The sequence below is a fragment of the Streptosporangium roseum DSM 43021 genome (assembly GCF_000024865.1).
Taxonomy (GTDB): Bacteria; Actinomycetota; Actinomycetes; order Streptosporangiales; family Streptosporangiaceae; genus Streptosporangium; species Streptosporangium roseum.
The window spans coordinates 4,856,646-4,880,284 of record NC_013595.1 but is presented as its reverse complement, the minus strand read 5'-3'; the positions used below and the strand labels follow the sequence as shown (position 1 = coordinate 4,880,284).

The window sequence follows — 23,639 nt, the reverse complement described above, 5'->3', positions numbered from 1 at the left end:
ACAGCTCCATGAACGACACCACCAGCACCGTGATCGATACCCCGTTCCTCTACGACAGGTCCGGCCGGCGTTACGCGGTCACCGACCGGCGCTGGCGCGGTGAGGACGGGACGCCTCTCGCACTCAGCCCGATGCCAGGGCTCACGCCCGACCAGATCGACACCAGCGAACGCTCCCTTTGGCGCTACCATGCCGCGATCCCGGTCTCCCCTCGACACCGGGTGAGTCTCGGAGAGGGCTTCACCCCCATGCTGCCACTGGACTGGAACGGGCTGCGCGTTCACTTCAAGCTCGAGTGGTTCAACCCCACCTCCAGCTTCAAGGACCGCGGCATCACGGTGATGATCTCCCACCTGCGCGGACAGGGAGAGACGCACGTCCTTGAGGACAGCTCCGGCAACGGCGGCTCCTCGGTCGCGGCCTACGCGGCTGCCGCCGGGATTCACGCCAAGATCATCGTCCCCGCGGCGACGTCGGCCGCCAAGATCCTCCAGGCACGCGCGTACGGCGCCCAGATCGAACTCGTCGAAGGCACTCGGGAGCAGGTGTCCGACGAGGCGATCCGTCAGTCTGAGCAGATCCCCTACGCCAGCCACAATTGGCACCCGTTCTTTCTGCAGGGCACCAAGACGATCGCCTACGAGATGTGGGAGTCGCTCGGGTTCAGGGCGCCTGACAACATCGTGCTCGTAGCGGGTGCGGGCAGCAACATCCTCGGCTGTGACATCGCGTTCAGCGAGCTGCTCGAAGCGCGTCAGATCGACAGACGCCCCAAACTTCTGGTCGGCCAACCGGAGCACTGGGCCACCATCGCGGACGCGGTGAACGGGATCGATCCGCGGAGCCGGGGACCGCGGGTCCCGACGATCGCGGAAGGAGCCTCCATCGCCAACCCGGTCCGGCTCCCGGAGACCGTCGAGGCGATCCGTCGCTCAGGTGGTGCGGCAGTGGCGGTCACCGAGGACCAGATCCGTACAGCCGTGCGCAAGCTGGCCTCGCGTGGTCTGTACGCCGAGCCGACCAGCAGCGTCGCCGCAGCGGCCCTCGATCACTTCATGGCCGACGGCGCCATCGGCCCTGACGAGACCACCGTCGTTATCCTCACCGGCGCCGGACTCAAGTCCGCAGAGAAGATGGCCGCTGTCTTCGACACCGACAGCAATCCAGACGAGGAGAGCCACGCGTGAACCCTGACGACCCCGACGAGCACCTTCTGCTCGAAGCCGAGAAGATCGCGATCGCGATCGGACGCATGTTCCCAGGCCTGTGTGAAGTGGTCCTCCACGACCTGCGCCGGCCAGAGCACGCGATCCGCGCCATCGAGAACAACCTGTCCGGCCGCAAGGTGGGTGACTCCGCCACCGAGCTGGGGCTCCGCCGGATCGCGGACCCGAACTACCCCAGCGTGATCCAGAACTACCCCAACCAGTTCCCGGACGGCCGTCCGGTCAAGAGCACATCGATCGGGATCAAGAACGCTGAGGGCCGCTACGTCGCTGCACTCTGCCTGAACCTCGACGTGTCGACCCTCTCCCCCATGACGCTCACCCTGGCCAACCTGGTGGCGACCGAGGTCGAGCACCGAGGCGAGGCGTTGGAGACCCTGCGAGACCGCACAGCGCGGGAGTTGCGTGACGTCATCGAGACGTTCGCCGCCGAACGGGCCGCCACCCCACGAGCACTCAGCCGTGCCGTCAAGAAAGACCTTGTCAGGCAGCTGCACCGTGACGGCTACTTCGCCTCCAGGAGTTCCACCGAGACCATCGCAGACCTGCTCGGGGTCTCCCGGAGCACCGTCTACAACTACGCCAAGCAGTCCTGACCACCGATTCCTGGCGCCAGCCATCACGACGAAGGAACACGATGCCCAACCCCGCAACCCCGAACACCACCGAGCGCAGCGACACCGTGCACCTGCGCAACAGCCCAGACCTGATCCAGCCGCTGGGCCACTACTCCCATGTCGCCGTCCACGGGGGCCTCGTCTACGTGTCCGGCCAGCTGCCGGTGGACCAGCACGGCACCGCCCTGAGCGACCAGGCGTTCGACGTTCAGGCGCGCCAGGTCCTCCACAACCTCGACCGGTGCCTGATCACGGCAGGCACCGACCGGTCCCGCCTCGTCTCGGTCACCGTCTACGTCACCGACATCGGTCAATGGCCGGCGTTCGACGCCATCTACGCCGACTGGATCGGCCGGCACCGCCCCGCTCGCGCCGTCACCGGCGCCAGCCGGCTCCACTACGGTGCCGCAGTCGAGGTCCAGGCCACCGCGGCCCTCTCCTGAGAAAGGCCACCCGGGACTGTACGTCACCGGCTCTGGCGCAAACGCGGTGGTGACGGAGTGTGCGGACCGGCAGGGTGATCTTGGTGTGCCTCAGAGATCTTGAAGACGCCGCTCCCGCGGTCGGCCGACGTGGTCCCCGAGCAGGTGATCGCGGAGCAGCAGGTCATGCGTGTGCGGGCTCGGACGCGGTCGGTGGCGGCGCCTTGCCCAGCGTGGCCGTGCCGACCACCGGGTAGATCGCTTTGCGGGCGGCCTCTTTTTGACGGATGAGCAAGCCGCCGAGGACGAGCGACCGGCCTCCTGGCTGCCTCCAACTCCATCTCCGCGTCAGTACTGGTCAGTGGCCTGGAGCGGGTACAGCGTCCCCTCACAAGTGACGGCTTTTTGCGTACCCGCTCCACCCGGCGGCAGGCCTGGTGGGCTTTCGAGTCCCAAGTGCGCCCTCGTACATCTCGGTGACCACCGAGTGGACGGACGAGGTTCCGCGGTGAAAACCCGTTGGATGGACCGGCGCGGACGGTTCTAGGTGGTCGTGGCTCAGGGGAGGTTCCGCACCATCGTCGTCGCGCCCGGGTCCGCGCTCGGCCGCTTTCCCGAGGGCACCGGCCTCGCCCTCGTAGGCCTGACCCAACCCATGCCCCTGCCCGAGGACCTGGCCGCGCTCCTACAGGCCACCGGCTGACGGGCGCCGCAGAGGAGGGATGACGCTGGATGCGACTCAGCAAACCTGACCAGCGGCCGCCGCCGCGTCGGCGACCCCAGGGGCGGTCGGCTTCACGGCAGCAGGAGGCGTGCGGTAGGCGCGAAGGGGGGCATTGGTCGCGGCCACGGCGGCGATCGCCAGGATGGCGGACAGCCCGCCGACGACCAGGGAGAAGGAGGCGGAGGTGGCCGACGCCAAGAGGCCACCGCGGAAGTTGCCGAGTTCGGGGCCCGCGACGCCGATGACGTGTTCCACGGAGGAGACCCGCCCCCGGTAGGCGTCCGGGGTCTCCAATTGCACCAGGGCACTGCGGGTGACTACCGACACGGTGTCGGCAGCGCCTGCCACGGCCAGGCAGCCGAGCGCCAGCCACAACGACCCAGCCAGACCGAAACAGGCCAGCGCCAGACCCCATACACCGGCTGCGGACAGCTGTACCAGGCCGGCACGGCGCCAGCGCGTCACCGTGCCGGAGAGCAGACCGGCCGTGATCCCCCCGACCGCGACGGCCGAGAGGAACAGACCGAGGGTCTGCGGGTTGCCCTCGAAACGGATCTCGTTGACCAGCGGGAAGAGCGCGATCGGCATGGCGAGCAGCGTCGCGGACAGGTCGGTGGCCATCGAGCCCCACAGCGTCGGACGGCGCAGGACGATCCGCCAGCCGCCGCGCTTTGGCCGGCGCCTGCCGCCTGCCGCGCCGGTGCCTTCGGGCCGCATGGCAGGTAGGCGGACCGCCGCGAGCATCGAGACTGCTACGGCCACGGCCTGGGTCGCGTATGCGGCAGGGAAATCCCAGCGGGCGATGATCAGTCCGGCCAGCGCGGGACCGGCCAGCATCGCCGCCTGGAAGGAGACATTGGTCAGCGCGAGACCGGCCGCGACCTGGTCGCCCGGCAACAGCCGGACCGGGAAGGCGCGCCGGGCAGGAGCTCCGAGAGCGCTGCAGGTCGTCCCCATGGCGACCAGCGCGAGCAGCAGCACTACGTTTCGGTTGCCCGCCAGAGCCTGCGCGCACAGCCCTACGGCGGCCAGCAGTTGGCCTACGGTGCTGGCCCGCACCACCGCACGACGGTCAACAGTATCGGCCAACGTACCGCCGAGCAGCCCGAACAACACCATCGGCAGCCCGGTGGCGAGCCCGATGGCGCCGGTACCCACCGGGCTGCCGGTCAGGTCCCAGACCTGGGCCAGCACCGCCACGTTGGCTATCTGTCCGCCGAGTTGAGAGGCCGAGGTGCCGATCCACAGGTCGCGAAACGACTGACTGCTACGCAGCGGGCGGGTGTCGAGAAACCGGACACGCCCCCTCATCGCGGTGGCTCGACGAGGTGGTGGAGGATCCGCTGCCGCATCGACCGGTGTTCCAGTGCCCGCCGCAGCTCCTCGACAACGGTGGTCATCGCGTACGGGACCTCGCTGTCCAGCTCAGCGACCGTCTCGTGGGTAGCGCGCCACTCCGCCTCCAGGAACGGCACCAGCGATCGGCCGCGCTCGGTCAGGTCGATCCGCCGGGTGCGGGCGTCAGGTCCCGGCTCTGAGGTGACGAGATCCTCCTTGCGCATGGCGGCGATGGTCTGGCTGATCGCGGAGTGCGAGCGGTTCAGGGACTTCGCAAGCTCGCGAATGGTCAGCGGTCCTGTGTGAGCGAGCCGGATCAGCGGATAGGCGAACCGAGGCCGCACCCCCTCGATGCCACGTTCGAGGTAGACCTGCTCGATCTCGGCGTCCATGGCTGCCAGAAGCTCGTGCAGGGAGTGCCAGGGATCGGGTAGCGCGGTGGGATCCAAAGATGTCATAGCGCTAATATAACAGCGCTGGGATAATCGAAGTCCGTATCGGACCGCACAGCGCCCGCGACGTACCGCCGGCCCCCATGCCGGGGAGGCGACCCGCCCGCGGCCGGCGTCGGCCGTCGCCCGGCGCAAGCAGGCCGGCGACTCCGGCGATCACCTCCAGGGAGGGGCGAAGGCGTTTCCGTACGCCCTCCGTCTTCTCGTTCCGCAACTTTGCCGGCAACAGGCTCACCCCACCCTCGCCGAGGTGATGCCAATCCCCCGAGAGCGCGGAGACGGTCCTACCTCCGGACACACCGGCAGCGAGACGCTCAGGAAGGTGCTGCACGAGGCCATCGAGAGTTTCTCCCCAGCCAAGGAGGAGTGAACCCGTGGCTCGCGATCATCTCGAGGGCTTGGACGGTGCCCCTGATGACCATCGCCTCGCCGTCAGACGATGTTGACCCAGGCCTTCCTCATGCGCTCCGGGCAGGCCAGAGACAAGGGGCACTCTCCGCAAGAGCTGGAGGTGGGCTTTCGATCCGAGCTCGCCGATGTCTTGTCCCAGGTCCTGCTCCTGGCGCGGCATCACGGAGTCGATCTGGAGGCGGAGGTCGAGCGGAAATGGATGCCATGGCATCCTGACCGGTTTCCCGCGCAGAGCAGGAGCCGGACGGCCGACGCAGCAGTCAGCACAGATATGACATAAGGCGCCGGCGGGCGGGCTGAAGCCGCCGTGGTCGCACAGCAAGATCGTGCCGCCGAGACGGCCGGCGATCGAGAGACAGCCGCGAGATCACCCTTGAATTCCGGCGTGGGCAGGTGTGAGGAAGCGCAGGTGTCTGCAGGGAGTCGGCCAGCTTGGCCAGGCTCCAGGTCGAGAACGGCAGGCCGTGCTCGGCCGGCGTGGACTCGGCGATCTTCTTGATCTCGCGGCGTTCCGGGAGGGTGAAGGTCTTGGGCCGGCCGCCTTCGTACCTCGGGTAGAGCGAGTCGAAGCCGTCGGCGTTGAAGTTATGGATCACGTCCCGGACCCGGTCCGCGCTGGTGAACGACACCTCGGCGATCTTCGCCACGGGCATGCCCTGTGCGGACAGCAGCACCGTCTGTGCCCGCCGCCAGGTCACCACCGCCCCCGTGCCGCGGCGGAGGATCCGCAGGAGTCGTCTGCCCTCGTCATCGTCGACCTCACGAACACGCACTCGTTCTGCCACCAGCACAGTTTCGCCGCCAGGCGCTGTTCATTCCGGGAGCAGATCGTCTGAGGCAGGACAGTCACCAGGCGGCTGGTGGCGGGCACGGACGTGGGCGGCCGAGCGCTTCCTGGTTCTTGCCTGGATTCTTGCCATTCGGCTCGACCCCTTGCAGGCAGGTCCGCGGGCGGGTCAGGGGTCGAGGGGCTCGTAGGCGACGACCTCTCGGGAGGCGAGGCGGGCCAGGCAGTCACCGACGACGTATTTCTGGAAGTGGGCGGAGGCGCGGTGCGCCTCGAAGGCCGCGGCGTCGACGTACTGCTCGTAGATCATGAACCGCCGGGGGTCGTCGGTGGAGACGTGGGCCTGGTAGCCGAGGTTGCCCGGTTCCTGGCGCGACAGCGGGGTGATGATCCGGACGATGTCGGCGACGGCGCTCTCCTCGCCGTCGCGGGCGGTCCACACAGCTTGCACAACATAGGCCATGACAGGTGACTTTAGGACGATGTCGCGACAGCTCACAACCAGCCTGTGACGCTTGACAAATCGGACAGTTCGCGAATAACGTCCCGTCAACCGACAGGCACAGACGAAGACATCCCTGTCAGTGGTCTTCGTCTGTGCTTTTTGTCGTTCTCGGACCGCTGGCAAGGGATTCACCCCCCCGAAAGGCGGCTGAGCATGAACGACGGCTCCGCTAACACGAGAACAGCGATCATCGGCAACGCGGGCGACGCGGCCAACCTCATCGACACCCTCAAGAGCCTGAACGGCAAAGCGAACTGGATCTGGTTCCTCGCCCTGGCGGGCCTGTTCCTTGACGCCTACTCCAATGCGGCGCTGGGGGCCGGCCTGTCCCCCATGGTGAAGCAACTGAATCTGTCACCCACGCAGGTCGGCGTGCTCACCGCGATGGCTCCGGCGATCGCCATCATCTCCAATCCCTTCGGCGGCTGGCTCGCCGCGCGGATCGGCCGGGTCAAACCGCTGCTGATGACGAAGGTCATCTTCGCGATCGGCGCGCTGCTGACCGCGGCCGGCTCGGACTTCCAGACGGTCTTCGCCGGACGGGCCCTGGTGGGCATCGCCTACGGCATCGACTTCGCGGTGGCGATGGCGCTGCTCGCCGAGTACACCCCCGCCTCCCTCAAGGGCAGGCTCAACTTCTGGCAGGGCGTCTGGTACACCGCGACGACCACCAACCTCCTGCTCACCCTGCTGTTCTACAAGTTCGACGTCGGCGCCGACATCTGGCGCTGGTCCGTCGGCTCGTCGGCCGCCTTCGCTCTCGCCCTGTTCGTCCTGCAGCTGCTCTTCCTGGTCGAGAGCCCCACCTGGCTGGCCGCCAAGGGCAGGCTGCGGGAGTCCGCGGCGAACCTGCGCCGGATGTACGGCTTCGCCGTACAGGAAGGGCCGCAGGAGACCGGGCCGGCGCAGCACCTCACCCGCCAGGTCGGGTTGCGGGACGCGGGCGTCCTCTTCCGCAAGCCTTACCTGCCCAGGACCGTGCTGTCGACCGTCATCTCCCTCACCCAGGCCATGCAGTACTTCGCCGTGGGCTGGTACCTGCCAGTGATCAGTCTTGAGCTGTTCGGCAGGGAGTTCGAGAAGGCGACGCTCGGTTCCATGGCCTTCAACGCGGTCGGCATCGTCGGCGGCTGCCTGTCGGCCTACGCGGGCCGCCGGTTCGGCCTGCGGGTCAGTTCGATGGCCGGCTACGCCATGGTGTTCGTCGCCCTGCTGGTCATGGGCGCGACGTTCAAGCAGCTGCCCATCGGGCTGGCCGCGCTGCTGCCGGCGCTGTTCATCTTCTTCCACTCCGCCGGCCCCGGCCCCAACGGCAAGTCGATAGCGGCGCTGTCCTACCGCAGCGACATCCGCACACTGGGCACCGGCGTGACCGGCATGCTCGGCAGCCTCGGATCGGTTGCGGGCCTGTACCTGTTCCCGCAGCTCCAGGCGGGTATCGGAGTGGGCAGCAGCCTGATGCTCCTGTCAGTGGTGCCGCTGGTGGGCCTGTTCACCTGCATGGCGATCAAGTGGGACCCGACCCGCGCCGCGGTGAACCTGGAGGAAGAGGCGATCGGCCTCCAGCAGCGCACGACGGTGTCGGCCTGAACGGTGGCCGGTTCGGACACGATGAAAGGACCTTCACGGATGACAAGGGAACGCCGCCGAGGCGTACTGAGCATCGATGAGGGCACCACGGGCACCCGGGCCGCCGCCGTCCTCGACGACGGCGGCGCCGCCCCACCCGCGTACCTGCCCCTCTCGGTCCGCTCGCCCGACCATCTACGGGTCGAGCAGGACGCGACGGAGATCTGGGCGAACACCGTCAAGGTCTGCCGTGAGGCGCTGGACTGGGCGGCCGCGCACCGGGTGGAGATCACCGGAGTGTCGATCTCCACCCAGCGCGCCACGGTGCTGCTGTGGGACACGGTGACCGGCTCCCCGCTGAGCCAGGCCGTGGTGTGGCAGGACCGCCGGTACGCCGCCCGGCTGCGAGAGTGGGAGCCGGAATGGGACGCGCGCCTGGCCGAGCACACCGGCCGGCCGGTCGGCTCCCGGGCGCCGCTGCTGTGGGCGGCGGAGGAGATCGCCGGTAACGCGGCCGTCCGCCGGGCCCACGGCGAGGGCAGGCTGGCCTTCGGCTCGGTCGACACCTGGCTGGTCTGGAAGCTCACCGGGGGTGCACGCCACGTCATGTCGGCCACGAACGCCGTGGCCGCGGGCGCCTACGATCTACGGACGGGCGACTGGCACGAGCCGTGGGTCGAGTTCCTCGGCTGCCCGCGCGACGTGCTGCCGGAGATCGTCGACGACGACGGCGACTTCGGCGCCACCGACCCGTCCGTTCTCGGCGTGCGGCTGCCCATCCTGTCCGTCATGGGCGACCAGCACGCGGCGATGATCGCGCTCGGCGCTCACCGGCCAGGCCAGGCCACGACCGTCCACGGGACCGGCACGTTCCTCGACGCCGTCGCGGGCGACCGGCCGCCCGTTCACCGCCGCCAGGTGCCGGGGGTGCTCACTCTCGTCGGCTGGCGGTCGCAGGGCACACCCGTGTTCAGCTTGGAGGGCTACGCCTCGACGACCGGGTCGGCAATGCGGCGGCTGTGCGAGGAGATCAAGCTGTTCGACTCGCCGGCCCAGCTGTCCGAACTCGCCCGCGAGCACACCGGGCCGACCCGGGTGATGTTCCTGCCCGCGCTGGCGGGGCTGCGGACACCGGTCTGGTCACCGGAGGCCACGGGGATCCTCACCGGGCTCAGCCTGTCCACGACCCGGGCGGAGCTGGCCCGCGGCATCCTCAACGGCTTCGCGCACTCGGTGTGCGACCTGCTGGAAGGCGTGGAGGAGGTCATGGGCAGGCCGGTCACCGACCTGTTCTGCGGAGGCGGGCTCGCCGGCAGCGACGTGTTGATGTCCGGCCAGGCGGATCTGATCGGCCGGCCGGTACGGCGTGCCCGCGACCACGAGACCGCCAGCCTCCGCGGCACCGCCTACCTCGGCGGCGTACGGGCCGGGCTGTGGCCGAGCATCTCGGCGGCCGTCGCCGGGCTCCAAGCGGCCCCCCTCTTCGAACCCACCCTTTCCGAGGCCGAGCGCCTGGAGGCCCGCGCCGCGTGGCGCGACCTGCTGGCTCGCCACATCATCACGGCCGGGCCCGGCGCCCGGCCACCGGGACCGGGCTCCCCCGGTCCCGGACCCGATGCACAGGAGGAATCAACGTCGTGATCCGGCTTCCCGAACGAATGGCGAGGTCAGAGACGAAGAGCGCCATCCGCCGTACCGCGCTCGCACTCGACCGCCGGGAGCAGATCGAACGGCTCGCCTCCCGGCCCGTGGACGTGCTCGTCGTCGGCGGCGGCGTCACCGGCTGCTACACCGCGCTGGACGCCGTCACCCGCGGCCTGACGGTGGCGCTCGTGGAACGAGACGACTTCGCGTCGGGCACGTCGTCCAAGTCGTCGAAGATGGTGCACGGCGGCCTGCGGTACATCGAGCAGGGGAACCTGCCGCTGGTGCGGCGTTCGCTGCTGGAGCGCCAGCGCTTCCGTCGCAACGCGCCGCACCTGGTGCAGCGACTGCCGTTCGTCTTCCCCGTGCTCGCCCAGGACGGCGTCTTCGACGCGCGCATCGCCAAGGCCTTCGAGGGCCTGCTGTGGACGTACGACCTCGCGGGAGGGTGGCGCATCGGCAGGCTGCACCAGCGGCTCAGCGTGCCCGAGGTCCTCGCCCGCGCCCCGCGGCTGCGCGCCGAACAGCTCAAGGGCGGGCTGCTCTACTACGACAGCCGTACCGACGACGCGCGCCTGACCCTGACGATCGCGCGTACCGCGGCGCACTTCGGGGCGACCGTGCTCAACGGCGCCGCCTGCCGTGGCCTCGTCCGCGAGGGCGGCAGGGTGCGCGGCGCAACCGTCGAGGTCGACGGCAGGGAGATCGACGTGCGGGCGGGCGTCGTGATCAACGCCACCGGGGTCTGGTCGGACACGCTCGACGCCCTGTCGGACCCTGGCCACCGGCCGCGGATCCGTCCCGCCAAGGGGGTGCACATCGTGGTGCCGTGGACCCGGCTGCCCATCGACGGCACCGTGACCGTGCCCATCCCCGGCCGTGCCCGCCGCGCGACCTGCACCCGCTGGGGAGACGTGGTCGTGGTCGGGACGACCGACACCGACTACGACGGCTCCCTGGAGCATGTGCTGTGCACCAGGGAGGAGATGCAGTACCTCCTCGACGGGGCCAACACCGCCTTCGACGCCGGCCTCGCCCCCGAGGACGTGGTCGGCTCGATCGCCGGGCTCCGCCCCCTGGTCGGCGGCAAGGAGGGGGCCACGCTCGACATGAGCCGCGACCATCGCATCTCGACCGACGCGCACGGGCTCGTCACCGTCACCGGCGGAAAGCTCACCACCAGCCGTCACATGGGCGAGCTCGTGGTCGACGCGGCCCTGAAGGTGCTCGGCCGCAGGGCCCGATGCCGTACGGCACGCCTGCCCCTGCTGGGAGGCGCCGGCTACGACGCGGAGGCCACCTCGGCCACCGGAGGGCTCGGCTCCCACCTGGGACAGCGATACGGAACCGAGGCCCGCTTCGTCACCGATCTCCTCAGCGAGGACCCTTCCCTGGCCGAGCCGATCGTCGAGGGCACCGCGCACCTGCGGGCCGAGGTGGTCTACGCGGCCAGGTGCGAGCTGGCGCGGACCGTCGACGACGTGCTGTCGCGCCGTACCCGCATGCGGGTGTTCGCCCGTGACCTGTCGGTCAAGGCGGCCCCGGAGGTCGGCCGGCTGCTCCAGAGGGAGCTCGGGCTGTCCGACGACGAGGTCGCCCGGCAGGTCGACGACTACCTCTCCGGCATCGACCGCGAGAAGACCGTACTGATGGAGGCACTTACATGATCAGCAGGCAGACCGTCACCCATCCGTTCAACCGCGGCGACTACGTCGTCGGCGCGCCCACCCCGCCGCGCTGGGCCGCCGACTGCCCGCCCGGCGCGGGGAAGGCCAGCCTGCAGACCGCCGTGGTCGAGGTTCCCGCCGCGGTCGTCGCCGAGCTGCGCGCGATCGCCGCCGCCGTGCACACCGAGCGGGACGAGGTGATCGTGCGCACCCGCGACTGGTGGGCGGGCACGTCCATCGGCGAGACGGACGGCCACCCCGCCACCCCCGACGCCGTGATCGTCGAGGCGGCGGACGAGGAACAGGTGGCCGCGGTCGTCAGGCTCTGCCACGCGCACGGCATCCCCCTGACGGTCTCGGCCGGCCGCAGCAACGTCCTCGGCGCCGCCCTGCCGGTGTTCGGCGGGGTCGTGCTGGACGTCTGCCGGCTCAACCAGATCATCTCCTTCGACGCCGAGTCGATGATCGTGGAGGTGCAGGCCGGCATGTTCGGCGACCTTTTCGAGAAGGAACTGCAGGAGACGTACGGCGCCACCACCGGGCACTGGCCGTCCGCCTTCGCCATCTCGACGGTCGGCGGCTGGGCGGCCTGCCGGGGGGCCGGCCAGTTGTCCACCCGGTACGGGAAGATCGAGGACATGGTCGTCGGGCTGGACGTGGTGCTGCCCGACGGGAGCACCGCCGGCTACGGCACCTACCCGCGGGCCGCCGTCGGCCCGGACCTTCGCCAGCTGTTCATCGGCTCCGAGGGCACGCTCGGCGTGATCACCAGGCTGCGGCTGCGCACCCACCGGCTGCCCGACTACGCGGTGGGGCTCGCGTACGGCTTCGACACGTTCACCGCGGGGCTCGACGCCTGCAGGGAGATCCTCCAGCGGGGCGCCACCCCCGCGGTGCTGCGCCTGTACGACGCCCACGAGAGCGGCACCCACTTCGGCGAGCGGGACACCAACCTGCTGCTCATCGCCGACGAGGGAGACCCCGCGCTGGTGGACGCCACCATGGCGGTGGTCGAGAAGGTCTGCGGTGAGCGGGCGGCGGTGACGCTCGACGGCGAGGCGGTCCTCGCCCGCTGGCTGGACGAGCGGATGATCGTCGGCAAGTCCGGCGACGGCTTCGCCAAGAGCCCCGGATTCGTCGCCGACACCTGCGAGATCGCCGCACCGTGGTCGTCACTGCCGACGATCTACGACGAGGTGGTGGCGGCCATCGAGGCGGTCCCGGGAACGCTGCGCGCCTCCGCGCACCAGTCGCACGCCTACACCGACGGCGCCTGCCTGTACTTCTCGCTGCGCGGCGACGTGGAACGGGCTCGCCGCCGCGAGTGGTACCAGGCCGCCTGGGACGCCGCCAACGAGGTGCTCATCCGGCACGGCGCCGCGATCAGCCACCACCACGGTGTCGGACTGCTGCGCTCGCCATACGTCGAGCGCGCGCTGGGCAGCGGCTTCGGCACCCTGCTGGCGGTCAAGCAGGCCCTCGACCCCGAGGGAATCATGAACCCGGGGAAGCTGGGGCTGCCCAGCCGATTCCAGGCCGACGCATCCGAGCTGGGCTGACACATAAGGTGGACCGGTGAACCCTCGTCCGAAACGTCCCGTTGACCGGCGCCTGCTGGCCTCGCTCGCGGAACACCCTGTGATGGCGTCGCTGGTCGGCGTGGAGATGGCGGACCGGTTCACCACCACCTCGACTCCGCTCGGCATCCTCGCCTCGGTCCCGCTCGGCGATCTGGAGGCGACCGTCCAGCGGACCCTCGCCGCAGGCAAGATCGTGTTCGTCAACATGGACTCGACCCCCGGTCTGGGGCACGACCCCGGCGCCCTGACCTACCTCAAAGGGATCGGGGCGATCGGGATCTGCTCCACCCGAGCGGCGATCATCGAACGGGCCGGCAGCCTGGGCCTGCTGGCCATGCAGAAGGTGTTCGTGACCGACCGTTCCAACCTGCACCGCAGCATCCAGGCCATCTCCCGATCCCGCCCTGACCTGGTCCAGCTCATGCCCGCGGTCATGCTGCGCTACGTGGCGCAGCAGGCCAGGGACCTCGGGGTGCCGTACCTGGCCGCCGGGTTCGTCCAAGGTGAGGCAGACGTGGTCGAGGCACTCCGCCACGGCGCGGCCGGGGTCTGCACCTCGGACAAGGCCCTGTGGGAGCTGCGCCGGTCGGCCCTGCGCGCCTCCTGAACCACCTCCCGCCGTCCCGCCGCCGCACTGTCCCGCCGTCCGCTCCTACGCGCGTGCGGGTCAGGCGCCGGCCAACCCTCAGCCGCCGCGTGTGTCCTCACGGGTGGGTCTCACGGAAGGACGACTCGTTGACGCCGGTCACCCCGGACCTGTCCGGACTCCCACCCGGGCCGCCATCCGGCGCGCCGTCCGGGCCGCCGGCGGCGACACCTCGCACGCCGCCGGTCGGCACGGCCGAAGGTCCGCCCAACGGGACAGCCGGAAAGATGCCCGGCGGCACAGCCGGGAGCGCCCCCAGCAGCACAGATGAAAGGACATCTGGCGGCACAGACAGGACAGGGCAGGGCAACGCCGGCGCGAGGGAGCGCGGCCGGGCGGGCAGGAGGTCCGGCGGCGCGAAAGAGCGTCCAGGCGGTGGCTCGCGGCTGATGGCGGTCACGCCCGCCGTGTTCGTCGTGCTCTGGAGCAGTGCCTTCATCGCCGGCATTCCGGGGGTCGCGGCCGCTCCCCCGCTGCTGCTGATGTTCGCGCGCTTCGCCCTGGCCGGGGTGCTGCTCGCCGGCTACGCCCTGATCACCCGCGCGCCCTGGCCGCGCGGCCGGGCCGCGGCGCACATCGCCGTCGCCGGTCTACTGATGCAGGCCGTGCAGTTCGGCAGCTTCTACACCGCGCTCGGCATGGGCTTTCCCGCCGCGGTCGTCTCCCTCGTCCAGGGGCTCAGCCCCGTCGTCATCGTGCTGGCCATGCGCCTGCTCGGCGAGACGGTCACCCGGCGGCAGGCGCTCGGCTTCGCCCTCGGTGCGGCCGGAGTCGTCCTCGCGGTGGCCGACCGGGTGAGCCTGTCCATCTGGGGCGTGGTGCTGTGCCTGGCCGGGTTGCTCGGGTTGAGCGCCGGCACCCTCTACCAGAAGCGGTTCGTCCCCTACATGGACGTGCGCACCGGAACCGCGGTGCAGCTTCTCGTCAGCGCCCCCGCGGTCGGGCTGGTCTGCGTGGCGATCGAGACCCCGCGGGTGTCGGACTGGGCGGCGTTCGGCGCGTCCGTGGCCTGGATGGTGCTGGTCAACTCCATCGCGGCGTTCATCCTGCTCAACAGGATGCTGCTCCGCTTCTCCGCCAGCCGGGTGAGCACGGTGTTCTTCCTGACCCCCTCGGTGACGGCGGTGCTGGCCTGGCTCCTGGTCGGCCAGTCGCTGCATCCGCTCGCCATCACCGGGCTCGTCCTCGGCGGCGCCGGTGTCCTGCTCGCCAATCACCGGGCCGCCACGGCGTGAGAGGGGGATCGGCCTGGCGCTGCCTCGTGTGCAGAGGGCGGCCGCCATTGCCAGGAGTCGCCCGGCGTCCGGCCGGCGGCTCCGGCCGTACCGTTACCCGCCCGACGGACCGGTTACGAAGACAACCATGGAAGTGTCTGGAGAGGTGATGTGATGAGAATCCGCGGAGCCGTCCTCGAGGAGATCGGCCGGGCACGCCCGTACGCCGAGTCCCGTCCGCTGTCGATCTGCGAGCTCGAACTGGACCCGCCCGGCCCCGACGAGCTCCTCATCAGGGTCGAGGCAGCCGGTGTGTGCCACTCCGATCTGTCGGTCGTCGATGGGAACAGGGTGCGGCCCGTACCCATGCTCCTGGGACACGAGGCGGCCGGTGTGGTGGAGCAGGTCGGCGTCGGCGTCGATGACATCGCAGTCGGCCAACGGGTCGTCATGGCCTTCCTGCCCCGCTGCGGCGCGTGCGAGGGCTGCGCCACCGACGGTGTGATGCCCTGTGTCCGTGGGAGCGCGGCCAACAACGAGGGAACGTTGCTGACCGGTGGCATCCGCCTGCACCGCGATGGCGCCAGGGTCCTGCACCACCTCGGGGTCTCGGCCTTCGCCACCCACGCGGTCGTGGACCGGCACTCGGTCGTCCCGGTGGGCGACGATGTCCCTCCTGAGGTCGCCGCAGTTCTCGGCTGCGCCGTGCTCACCGGCGGCGGCGCGGTCATCAACGTCGGCGAACCCGCCCCCGGCCAGACGGTGATGGTCGTCGGGCTCGGCGGCGTCGGCATGGCCGCGCTGATCACCGCCCTTGCCCTGGACGGCGTCACGGTCATCGGCGTCGACGGCAATCCGGACAAGCTCGACACCGCGCGGAAGCTGGGCGCCCACGCGACCTACAGCCCCGCCGAGATCGCCGAGCTCAAGATCAAGGCGGCGGTCGTCATCGAAGCGGCCGGGAACGCCCGCGCTTTCGAGAGCGCGGTCGCCGCGACCGCCCCCGGTGGCCGCACCGTCACCGTGGGGCTTCCAGCGCCTCACGCCCGATCATCGATCTCGCCGCTCGGGCTCGTGGCGGAGGGACGAGCCATCATCGGAAGCTACCTCGGTTCAGCGGTTCCCGCCCGTGACATCCCCGTCTTCGCCCAGATGTGGCGCGAAGGAAGGCTGCCGGTCGACGCGCTGGTGTCGGCAAGGATCGGGCTCTCTGCCGTGAACGAGGCGATGGACCAGCTCGCCGATGGGAAGGCCGTCCGGCAGGTCATCATGTTCGGCGAGAACGAGGCCCCCGTTCAGGGGTCCCGGTAGCAATCGCCGTAAAAGCGACGGAAATGCTGGTCAGAGCCTCGGCGAAGGATCTTTCAGGGCGAACCTTGGAAGGGTCTCTGACCAACATCGCCCGCTGAGCATCGAACCCAATTCCTGGCCGACTCCGGCCGACCCGGACCAGACTCTCCGTGGTCGTTCGATTCCCCGAAAACCGTCGCACGCAAGGGCTACAGTCGGCCGGTGACCACCGGCCCCCTGTCTTCCGCCACCCCTGACCTGCTGCGCGCCGTCATGGTCGCCACGCTCAAGGAATGGGGCTCGATCCGCTCCCCGCAGGTCGAAGCGGCCTTCGCCGCGGTACCGCGTGAGAGGTTCGCGCCCGAGGCGCCGCTGGAGGCCGTCTACTCCGTCCCGGACGTGGTCGTCACCAAGCGCGGCCCGGACGGCAGGGCGACGAGTTCGATCAGCGCGCCCTGGCTCCAGGCCGAGATGCTCGAAACCGCGCAGCTCACCCCCGGCGCGAAAGTTCTCGAGGTTGGGTCCGGCGGCTACAACGCCGCGCTCATCGCTGAGATCGTTGGCCCCTCCGGCTCGGTGACCACCATCGACATCGACCCGTTCGTTACCGAGCGGGCGGAGCGCTTCCTGGCTGAGACCGGCTACTCGCACGTGCGGGTCGTGCTGGGCGATGCCGAGCATGCCGCCGCCGAGCACGTGCCCGAGGGCGGCTTTGACGCCATCATCGTCACTGTCGGCGTCTGGGACATCCCGTGGGGGTCTCTGCTGGCCCCAGCCGGCCGGATGGTGGTGCCGCTGCGGTTCTCCACGATCAGCCGGTCGTTCACCTTCGTCCGGGACGGTGACCGCTTCGTCGGCCTGGACCCCACCGTGTGCGGATTCGTTGCGGCGCAGGGAGCCGGGACGCTCCCGGATCAAGAGGCGGTCCTGGCCGATGGCGCGGTGAGGTTGACACTGGAAGAGGGCCCCATCCTTGACGTCGCCGTGCTCGACCAGGCCTTGACCGGCGACCGTACCGAGCTGTGGACCGGCGTCACGGTCGGCCGGGGTGAGCCGTTCGACTCGATGCACCTGTGGATCGCGACCACAGATGATCGGTTCGGCATGATCTGGCAGGACCCAGACCGCGACTGCGGCATGGTCAAGGTGGCGATGGGCTGGTACTGCCCTGTGCTTATCACCGCCGACAGCTTCGCCTACCTCGCGATCCGCGAACTGCCCCGGGCGCAGGAGGCGACGGAGCACCGGTGGGAGTTCGGTGTCTGCGGATACGGGCCCGCTGGCGCCGAACTCGCCCGCCACCTCCATGATCACGTTCAGGTGTGGGACCTCGACTGGCGGACCCACGCCGCTCCGACGTTCACCCTCTACCCCGCCGATGCCCTCCCGCCTGCCCCGGCGGTCGGCCGGATCTTCCGCAAGCGGCACACCCAACTGGTCATGACCTGGCAGTAGCCGCTGAGCAGCCGCACCGGCCTCCTTGAAGGTGTGCCTGTGATCGATAGATGGCCCCTGTGACCGATAGTTGGCCCTGCTCTACGGCCAAGCGATCAGATGGGTGTGCCCGCGCCACGCTCGGACGTCGGCACGGCCCGTCCTCGGTGTGTGCCGGTTGAATACAGGCATGAACAATCCGCTTTGGGAGGACTTGCCCGCACAGGTGCGCGCCCAGGTCGATGGTCTCGTGACGAACGGCAACAAACTCCAGGCCGTCAAGGTGATCCGGGAAGTCCTGGAGGAGCCGCGGCCGGGGCTCTACGAGTGCATGGATCTGGTCGCCGAGCGCTTCAAAGACCTCGGACAGCGGTTCACCCGCTCACCAACCGCCCCGTTGGATCTCGACGAACTCATGGCCAAGGTCCGGGCTCTGCCCCACACACCAGCAGCAATTGAAGCTCTATGGGACGGCGATAGCGAAGGATGGATGGTCCACCTTCTGGCCGTCACGATTGAGCCGAGGGCCGAGCATCGCCTCGCGATCATTCAGCATGGGACCGACCTCCGTCTATTCAACGGCGAGGTCCCTCCGTGGCCAGAGGCTCAGGAAGCCAGCACCATCGGGCAAAGGCTGGCAGAACGGTTCGGTATCCCGTTTCATTTCGCGAGCCCAGAGGAACCCGACTTCGCTCCGCGCTGGCGGGATTCGGACTGACCACGCAAGCTCGTCGAGCCCCAGCTCGATCTTGTCGAGTTGATCTCATTTCGGGATCGACTATTAGGAAGCGTCGGCTGGGTTCGACGCGACATGGCGTGCTTTGTTCGTGACTGTGAGTAGCCAGATCGGGGTGCGGTCTGATCGATGTGGGCTGGAGGAACTGTTTCCCGCCTATGTAATCGACCAGGCGGTATGGGAGCGGCTTCGGTTGGGTCCGGACCGGCCGCGACGGTGGATGGGCGCGTGGCGGACGCCGAATGGCGAGGTGGGGTGCGCGGTTCGGGATCTGGGGTCGATGCCAGTGGCGGGGTGCGAGCCGGTCCGTCGGTTCTCCTGGCGGGCGCAGCAGCGGCACCGGCCGGGATTGGAGTTCCTGGTGTCCACGGGTCGTCTGCACGGGTTCGAGTCGCTGGAGGAACGGTCGCTGCTGCTGGCGCTGGACTTCGTGGGGACGCTGGTGGAGGTAGTGCCGCAACCGTTCCGGCTGCGATTCGAGACCGCCGTCGACGGGTTCCGTGAGCACACCCCCGACTTCCTGGCGGTCTTCCGTGACGGTTAGAGGTGGTTGTTCGATGTCCGGCCCGCTCGTCTGATCAAGGAGCAGGACGAGACGTGTTTCGCCGCAGCGGGGGAGGCGGCGCTGGTGGCGGGATGGCGGTATTCGGTGATGACCGGCTGTCGGCCGCACGTGCTGAGTGTGCTGGACGCATTGTCGGCGCAGCGCAGGCCTCTTGAGGATCAGTTGGGCTTGCAGGACCAGCTTCTGCAGGCCACGGGAGCGGGGCCACTCCCGTTCGGGGAGTTGGTGGCCTCGACATCACTTCCGGTGGTGGCTCGCGCGCACACCTTGCACTTGCTCTGGCATCAGCGGTTGGGCGTTGATCTGTCCTGCCCGTTGGGGGATCGCTCGTTGGTACGGTCGGCGGAGAGGGCGGGTTGATGCCGGGCCAGGCGGGGTTGCTGGAGTTGGCGGCGGGGATGGTGCTTCGGCTGGACGGTGTGGAGTGGCGGGTGGCGGAGATCGAGGCGCAGTACGGCCGGGTGCTACTGGCCGCGGGTGCCGAGCAGAGGTGGCGGAGCATCCGGTGGCTGGTACATCACCGTGACTGCCAGAGCGTTCCGGCGGAGATCGAGGTGGTCGATGGTCTGGTCGGGCAGCCGGCGAGCTTGGATGACTTGACCGCCTATCAACAGCAGGTGCTACGGGTTCGCGTTGCGCACCTGCTGGAGACCGAGACGGGGTTTCGTGGCGGAGACCCCTTGCATCCAGATCCGGGGGAACCTCGTCCTGCCTATGACCCGCAGGGCACGACGCTCGGCCAACGGCGGCGGTCCAAGGTCGCCGAATTGCGCGGGCTCGGCGTTGAAGAGGCTGCCCTTCTGGGTCTGGGGAGGGTGAGCGAGCGGACGCTGAAACGGATGGCCGCGGCCTGGGCCGCTCCCGCGGCGGCCTGAACAGCAAGATTCATCTGGCCTGCGAACACGGACAGCGCCTGTTGCCCCTGGTCGTCACCGCTGGGCAGCGCGGCGACAGTCCACAGTTCGTGCCCGTGTTGGAGGCGATTCGGGTGCCCCGCCTGGGTGCTGGCCGTCCCCGCTGCCGCCCGGATCGGGTGCGGGCCGACAAGGCATACTGCTCGAAGGCCAACCGCGTCTACCTGCGACGTCGGGGCATCCGGGCCACGATCCCGGAGCGCCGCGACCAGATTGCCGGGCGGAAACGTCGCGGCAGCGCCGGCGGTCGACCGCCGGTATTCGACCGGGAGGACTACAAGCTGCGGCACGCCGTGGAGTGCGGGATCAACCGGCTCAAGCGGTACCGGGCCGTGGCCACCCGATACGACAAGCTCGCCGTCCGCTACTTGGCCATCGTACAGATCGCGGCGATTGGTGAGTGGCTGTGATCCCCGGCGACCGGCTCCGCTGTCATGCCGGCCACGCCGACCTCGAACGCCTACTCGAAGTCGATCTGGGCGGTCAGGTGTGCGGCGGTGATCCGGTCGCGGACCGCCCCTGGGAACAGGTTGCCGTACAAGTTGGCCACCGCCAGATCGGGGAGCGTGTCGAAATCCGCCGGCAGGTCGTTGAGCTGATTGAACCTCAGGTCGACGATCCGCAGCCGACGAAACGTCCCGATCCCGGCGAAGTGCTCGGGCTTGAGCTTGAGGCGCTTGGTGTTCCGCTGCCACCGGCTGATCCGGAGCTCCTCCAGTCCGGGCAGCTCCATGGCGAACAGCTCCCGCAGGAAATCGTGCGACGGCAGGGGCGTGCTAGCGCGGCGGCTGTGTCCGCCGAAGCCGAGGACCCGCAGCGCGGGCAGGCGGCCGAGGTCGGGCAGCGGGTCGCGCAGCAGACCAAGGCTGTCGCCAAGGTCGAGCTCTTCGAGGCGGGTCAACCGCAGCAGGCTGTCGGGGACGGTGTCGAAGTAGTTGCCGCTCAGGTCGAGCCGGCGCAGGTTCGGGAAGGTGGTGACGGCCTCGGGGAAGGTCCGCAGGAAGTAGTGGCTCCCGCCGGTTATGGACACCTCCTCGACGGCGGCCAGCCCGTGTGCGGAGTCGGGGAACACGACGTCGGTCCCGTCGGCGACCAGCTTGCGCAGCGCGACCAGGTCGCCGAAGGCGTCCGGCAGGACGAACCGCGTCACCTCTGGCAGGTTCCACTCCGACCCCGACTCCGTGTCGACGGAGACGGACAGGTAGGAGATGTCGAGTTCCTCCAGGGCGGTGAGCCGGCCGATGGCGGCCGGCAGGGTGAACTCGACCGTGTCCAGGTCCGTGTCCCGGTTGCTGGCGACGCACAGCACCCGGAGCGCGGCCAGGTCGCCGATCGATTCCGGCAGGGCGGTCAGCTCGCAGTTGCGCACCGACAGGTGCTCCAGCTGGGTGAGCGTCCCGAGCGCCTCGGGCAGCTCGCCGATCGGGTTGCCGTCCAGGATCAGGGTACGAAGCCACGGCATCTGGAGCACCTCGGCGGGAAACTCCTTGAGGTTGCGATCGGTCAGGTCGAGGTGCTCCACCCGGTCGGCCCGGGACCGGGACACGTCGGCTTCGGCCGACTCGGCCGCCGTCTGGGCTCCGGGCCGCAGGACCGGCAGCCCGGCCCGCAGCCGGTCCAGGAACGCATCGACGTCCAGACAGCGGTCCTCCGCGTCGACGACCTCGGGCACAAACGCCTCGACGATGCCCGGCTTGGCGTAGTCGGCGTCCTTGGCGTCGCCGAAGTTGTCCACCCAGCGCCCGCCGACGGCGTGCACGTCCATGGCGTGTTCGAAGTCGATCACCCAAGGGGTCTCGACGGTCCCGGTCCGTAGCCAGCCGTGGTTGTAATAGCCGTAGACGAGGTGCGTGAAGACGCCGTCGTGGATGTAGATCTCGCAGTCGCCGGCCTCCAGGGTCTCGGCCTCGGTGCGACCGCCGACGTAGAGTCCGGGCTGGTCCTCATAGAGCGCGATCGGGCCGTTGACCGTCAGATTGCCGGTGATCACGATCAGCTCGACGTCGTCCTCGTCGTCCCCGCTTCGCAGGGCATTGACGGCGTCCAGGAAGTCCCCGTCGACCGCGAGATCGCCGTCGAAGAACAGCACGCTGTCATAGTCGGACGACTCTCCTTCACTCTCGAACGCGGCGGACAACGCGCCGCTCAGACAGGCGTCGGCGTCGGCATAGGACAGGGATGCGGGGGTGGCGGATATCGACATGGCGACGAGCATAGGTCCGCGCTGTGACAGTCCTACGGGAAAGTCCAGCGCCGTCGTGAGGCTGCTGGCCGCCCCGCCGTCGATACCGGTAGCAGAAGTTCAACACAGCCCACTGTTCATCGGTGAGATCCCCATGCGCCACACCGAGATCATCCCGGCGTGGCGCGATCAACGCGACAGCGTTCTAAAACACGCCCTAGTTGTAATGACCACAGAGGTTGAGTACGCCAAGGACACGAGCCCGATGTGGTTGAAATGAGGGAGGGCCTGCGGATTCGGTGTGGATTGCGACATCTACGCCGAGCTTCCCGGAGGCCCTCGTGTCCCACCGTAACGCCCCGCTGAGTGAAACGGGTCGGCTCCGGCTGGCCCGCTGTGTCGTCGACGACGGCTGGCCCCTACGCCGCGCCGCCGAACGCTTCCAAGTGGCAGTGACCACAGCCAAACGGTGGGCCGACCGCTACCGACAGCACGGCGCGGCCGGCATGGCCGATCGATCCTCCCGGCCGCACCACAGTCCCCGACGCACCCCGACCCGAACCGAACGACGGATCATCAAGGTGCGGGTGACACGCCGATGGGGACCGGCCCGCATCGCCTACCTGCTGGGCCTGCACCCCTCCACCGTGCACCGCGTCCTGTCCCGCTACCGGCTGGCCCGCCTACGGCATCTGGACCGAGCCTCAGCCCAGCCCATTCGCCGCTACGAACACAATCAGCCGGGCGAGTTGGTGCATGTGGACGTCAAGAAACTCGGCAACATCCCCGACGGCGGCGGCCACCGCATCACCGACCGGCAGACCGGCCACCACAACCGCAAGGCCACCACCACCGCCCGCTACAAGCACGGCAAACCCAAGATCGGCTACAGCTACCTGCACACCGCCCTGGACGACCACTCCCGCCTGGCCTACACCGAAATCCTGCCCGACGAGACCAAAGAGACCGCCGCCGCGTTCTGGCACCGCGCCCACGCCCACTTCACCGGCCTGGGCATCACCATCCACCGCGTTCTGACCGACAACGGCAGCTGCTACAAATCCTTCCTCTGGCGCGACACCCTCGCCGGCCTGGGCATCACCCACAAACGCACCCGCCCCTACCGGCCCCAGACCAACGGCAAAGTCGAACGCTTCCACCGCACCCTGGCCGACGAATGGGCCTACAACCAGCCCTACACCTCCGAGACCGAACTCCGCCAAGCCTTCGCCCCCTGGCTCCACGCCTACAATCACCACCGAGCACACACCGCACTCGGCGGCCGCCCACCCGCCAGCCGCGTACCTAACCTCTCAGGTCAATACACCTAGTACTTTTCCGCCCAAAATGGGACCTGATCATGCGTAGGAGCTCGTCGTCGCGACCCCAAAGGGAGGGCGCGCGGATCCCGAACGGTCCGGCCTCCCCAGGCCGGACCGCACCGAGCTGCACACCGCCTTTGCGGCGGTGGGGAGCAGGGGGCATCGCGGAGCTACCGAAGGAGGCCGGCTTTCCGGCTCCAGTCGCCGGTGTGCCTCATCATCCCGCCCGTATGTCTCATGCCGCCGGTGGTGGGCGCGGAGATGGTCTGCGTCTCCGTAGAGAAGATCAGATCACATCGCCATCCACCGGCACCACTGGATGGGCCGCCCGTCTCGAGACGCCCGGGTCCTTGCCCGCGCGGGTGGCGAGGTGTCGGACCAGTTGAAATACCTC

22 protein-coding genes and 1 pseudogene are annotated in these 23,639 nt (G+C 69.2%); 18 read left to right on the top strand and 5 right to left on the bottom strand.

Annotated elements, in window-relative coordinates; translation table 11 throughout:
- Positions 1-8 precede the first annotated feature (8 nt).
- The 4 genes from SROS_RS21210 (at position 9) to SROS_RS49725 (ending at position 2,968) form a co-directional block, all read left to right on the top strand.
- Positions 9-1,187 carry a threonine synthase gene (locus SROS_RS21210; protein WP_012890997.1) on the top strand — a complete coding sequence of 393 codons (1,179 nt, stop codon included), beginning with the start codon at positions 9-11 and terminating at the stop codon, positions 1,185-1,187.
- Positions 1,184-1,822 (top strand): helix-turn-helix transcriptional regulator, encoded by a 639-nt coding sequence (locus SROS_RS21205; RefSeq protein ID WP_012890996.1) that lies wholly within the window; start codon positions 1,184-1,186, stop codon positions 1,820-1,822. The genes SROS_RS21210 and SROS_RS21205 overlap by 4 nt, the downstream gene beginning before the upstream one ends.
- 41 nt (positions 1,823-1,863) lie before the next feature.
- A complete protein-coding gene (locus SROS_RS21200; protein ID WP_012890995.1) occupies positions 1,864-2,286 on the top strand; it encodes a RidA family protein in 423 nt (140 codons plus the stop codon).
- A 532-nt stretch (positions 2,287-2,818) separates the two neighbouring features.
- Entirely contained in the window at positions 2,819-2,968 is a 150-nt protein-coding gene (locus tag SROS_RS49725) for a DUF3703 domain-containing protein (protein ID WP_245564688.1), read from the top strand.
- A gap of 36 nt (positions 2,969-3,004) precedes the next feature.
- Here the strand turns inward: SROS_RS49725 and SROS_RS21195 are convergent, their stop codons facing one another.
- The 4 genes from SROS_RS21195 to SROS_RS21175 form a co-directional block, all read right to left on the bottom strand.
- Positions 3,005-4,300, bottom strand: a complete 1,296-nt coding sequence (locus SROS_RS21195) for an MFS transporter (RefSeq protein WP_012890993.1) — start codon at positions 4,298-4,300, stop codon at positions 3,005-3,007.
- Positions 4,297-4,785 (bottom strand): MarR family winged helix-turn-helix transcriptional regulator, encoded by a 489-nt coding sequence (locus SROS_RS21190; RefSeq protein ID WP_012890992.1) that lies wholly within the window; start codon positions 4,783-4,785, stop codon positions 4,297-4,299. Before SROS_RS21190 ends, SROS_RS21195 begins: the two co-directional genes overlap by 4 nt.
- Positions 4,786-5,450: 665 nt before the next feature.
- Positions 5,451-5,975 (bottom strand): helix-turn-helix domain-containing protein, encoded by a 525-nt coding sequence (locus SROS_RS21180; protein WP_218919887.1) that lies wholly within the window; start codon positions 5,973-5,975, stop codon positions 5,451-5,453.
- 171 nt (positions 5,976-6,146) lie between these two features.
- Positions 6,147-6,440: a putative quinol monooxygenase gene (locus SROS_RS21175; RefSeq protein WP_012890990.1), complete on the bottom strand. Its 294-nt coding sequence runs from the start codon at positions 6,438-6,440 to the stop codon at positions 6,147-6,149.
- Between the two features lie 195 nt (positions 6,441-6,635).
- On the opposite strand from SROS_RS21175, the gene SROS_RS21170 reads away from it, so the two are divergent.
- From SROS_RS21170 to SROS_RS21110, 12 genes and pseudogenes are all read left to right on the top strand, one after another.
- Positions 6,636-8,072, top strand: coding sequence for an MFS transporter (locus SROS_RS21170; protein ID WP_012890989.1), 1,437 nt, complete (start codon positions 6,636-6,638; stop codon positions 8,070-8,072).
- Between the two features lie 39 nt (positions 8,073-8,111).
- Positions 8,112-9,692, top strand: a complete 1,581-nt coding sequence (locus SROS_RS21165; RefSeq protein WP_012890988.1) for an FGGY family carbohydrate kinase — start codon at positions 8,112-8,114, stop codon at positions 9,690-9,692.
- Between the two features lie 17 nt (positions 9,693-9,709).
- Positions 9,710-11,362: a glycerol-3-phosphate dehydrogenase/oxidase gene (locus SROS_RS21160; protein ID WP_086012364.1), complete on the top strand. Its 1,653-nt coding sequence runs from the start codon at positions 9,710-9,712 to the stop codon at positions 11,360-11,362.
- The gene (locus SROS_RS21155; protein WP_012890986.1) at positions 11,359-12,921 is read left to right on the top strand and encodes an FAD-binding oxidoreductase; all 1,563 of its coding nucleotides are present in this window, start codon (positions 11,359-11,361) and stop codon (positions 12,919-12,921) included. Before SROS_RS21160 ends, SROS_RS21155 begins: the two co-directional genes overlap by 4 nt.
- Positions 12,922-12,937: 16 nt before the next feature.
- Positions 12,938-13,549, top strand: coding sequence for a glycerol-3-phosphate responsive antiterminator (locus SROS_RS21150; protein ID WP_012890985.1), 612 nt, complete (start codon positions 12,938-12,940; stop codon positions 13,547-13,549).
- 428 nt (positions 13,550-13,977) lie between these two features.
- Positions 13,978-14,823 carry a DMT family transporter gene (locus SROS_RS21145; RefSeq protein ID WP_012890984.1) on the top strand — a complete coding sequence of 282 codons (846 nt, stop codon included), beginning with the start codon at positions 13,978-13,980 and terminating at the stop codon, positions 14,821-14,823.
- Between the two features lie 153 nt (positions 14,824-14,976).
- Positions 14,977-16,113, top strand: coding sequence for an alcohol dehydrogenase catalytic domain-containing protein (locus tag SROS_RS21140; RefSeq protein WP_012890983.1), 1,137 nt, complete (start codon positions 14,977-14,979; stop codon positions 16,111-16,113).
- A 201-nt stretch (positions 16,114-16,314) separates the two neighbouring features.
- Positions 16,315-17,547 (top strand): methyltransferase, FxLD system, encoded by a 1,233-nt coding sequence (gene fxlM, locus SROS_RS21135; protein WP_012890982.1) that lies wholly within the window; start codon positions 16,315-16,317, stop codon positions 17,545-17,547.
- Between the two features lie 169 nt (positions 17,548-17,716).
- A complete protein-coding gene (locus SROS_RS21130) occupies positions 17,717-18,244 on the top strand; it encodes a hypothetical protein (protein ID WP_012890981.1) in 528 nt (175 codons plus the stop codon).
- Positions 18,245-18,623: 379 nt separating this feature from the next.
- Positions 18,624-18,806: a hypothetical protein gene (locus tag SROS_RS52240; protein ID WP_218919886.1), complete on the top strand. Its 183-nt coding sequence runs from the start codon at positions 18,624-18,626 to the stop codon at positions 18,804-18,806.
- 452 nt (positions 18,807-19,258) lie between these two features.
- Entirely contained in the window at positions 19,259-19,702 is a 444-nt protein-coding gene (locus tag SROS_RS21115; protein ID WP_148269148.1) for a hypothetical protein, read from the top strand.
- Positions 19,675-20,151 (top strand): annotated as a pseudogene (locus SROS_RS21110) (IS5 family transposase); the annotation flags it as partial. The gene SROS_RS21115 and the pseudogene SROS_RS21110, both read left to right, overlap by 28 nt.
- A gap of 50 nt (positions 20,152-20,201) precedes the next feature.
- Here the strand turns inward: SROS_RS21110 and SROS_RS21105 are convergent.
- The gene (locus SROS_RS21105) at positions 20,202-21,944 is read right to left on the bottom strand and encodes a leucine-rich repeat domain-containing protein (protein WP_012890978.1); all 1,743 of its coding nucleotides are present in this window, start codon (positions 21,942-21,944) and stop codon (positions 20,202-20,204) included.
- On the opposite strand from SROS_RS21105, the gene SROS_RS49720 reads away from it, so the two are divergent.
- Complete coding sequence (locus tag SROS_RS49720; RefSeq protein WP_148269147.1) at positions 21,928-22,203, top strand: hypothetical protein; 276 nt, start codon at positions 21,928-21,930, stop codon at positions 22,201-22,203. The two genes, SROS_RS21105 and SROS_RS49720, sit on opposite strands and share 17 nt — an antisense overlap.
- Positions 22,204-22,264: 61 nt before the next feature.
- Positions 22,265-23,254: an IS481 family transposase gene (locus SROS_RS21100; RefSeq protein ID WP_012890976.1), complete on the top strand. Its 990-nt coding sequence runs from the start codon at positions 22,265-22,267 to the stop codon at positions 23,252-23,254.
- The last annotated feature ends 385 nt before the right edge of the window (positions 23,255-23,639 follow it).